The following is a 1,088-nucleotide window of genomic DNA, read 5'->3' as shown; positions in this document are numbered from 1 at the left end:
AAATAGAACAAGCGCAGAAGTATTAACAAGCAAACGCGTTGTCCGATAACCTAAGTAAGGTCTGAAAGGCGAGAGTTTTTCGCGTTCCTTTTCCAAACGTTGAGCAATAGTCTGTTGTTTATCTTCAACCCAAGGCTGAGTTTTAATCTGTTTTGCACACCAATCGCTTAAATACTCATTGAGTTCTGCAAGGGAAGAAAAAGTGAGTAAAGGACGAAAAAGTCGTTTACGTAAGGTTTGGACTTGTCGCTCTACTTGCCCTTTCTCCCACCCAGAGGCAGGTGTACAGGCAACAGGCTCAATCAGAAAATGATTCATCATCGCTAAAAACCCCTCATTAAAAGCCCGCTCTTTACCTCGTTTTATCTGTTTGACGATAGTCTTAGGATTATCATAAATCCCCCGTGATGGGACGCCACCAAAATAGGCAAAGGCATGATTATGGGCATCCATGAGCATTTCTAAGGTTTGCCTAAAATAAGCACGAACATAATAAGCTCGAGAATGGCATAATCGAAAATGGGCAACATTAACGCTTGTTTCCACTTCATTTAAGATGACTTTCTCGATACTCCAATCAAATTGATAAGATTCTCCGAGCGGAAATTTTTGGGGAATAAAGACGTTTGTAGCTGAGGGAGAATACGTTGCTTTATAGCGTTTAATAAAACGAGAGACGCAGGGATATTTTCCTTCAAACCCCAAACTTTGCAGGTACTCAAAATGGCGAACAGCCGTTAATCGTTGAGCAGGTGGTTTACTCATCTCTTCTTGAAGACGCTCAATTAACAGCACCTTATAAGGACCTAATTTAGGCGCATCTGTGTGTTGACGTTGGTACTGTGGCATCTCAATAGTGTTGAGATATTTTTTTACAGTACAACGGCTAAGTCGAAGTTTTTCAGCGATTTTACGCTGTGAAAGGCCATCTTTATGATAAAGACGGCGAATTTTTAAGATAGTTTCCATACAAAGCATACCAGGTTATTCCCTGTTTAAATAACAAGGAGTTTATCAAAAGACGCAGTGGATCACTTTTCGATGATCTTACCGCGTCTACCTGGTTCATTTTTGCATGATCATTAACA

At 40.4% G+C, this 1,088-nt stretch carries 1 protein-coding gene; it reads right to left on the bottom strand.

What is annotated here, in order from left to right; genetic code table 11:
• Window positions 1-978 (bottom strand): IS21 family transposase (gene istA, locus ACLS0A_RS10950; protein WP_423105302.1); only part of this gene is annotated, 978 nt, incomplete at its 3' end.
• Window positions 979-1,088 lie beyond the last annotated feature (110 nt).

The sequence above is a fragment of the Avibacterium volantium genome, from assembly GCF_049366555.1.
In the GTDB taxonomy this organism is placed as follows: Bacteria; Pseudomonadota; Gammaproteobacteria; order Enterobacterales; family Pasteurellaceae; genus Avibacterium; species Avibacterium volantium_A.
This window is presented reverse-complemented; position numbering and strand designations above follow the sequence as displayed.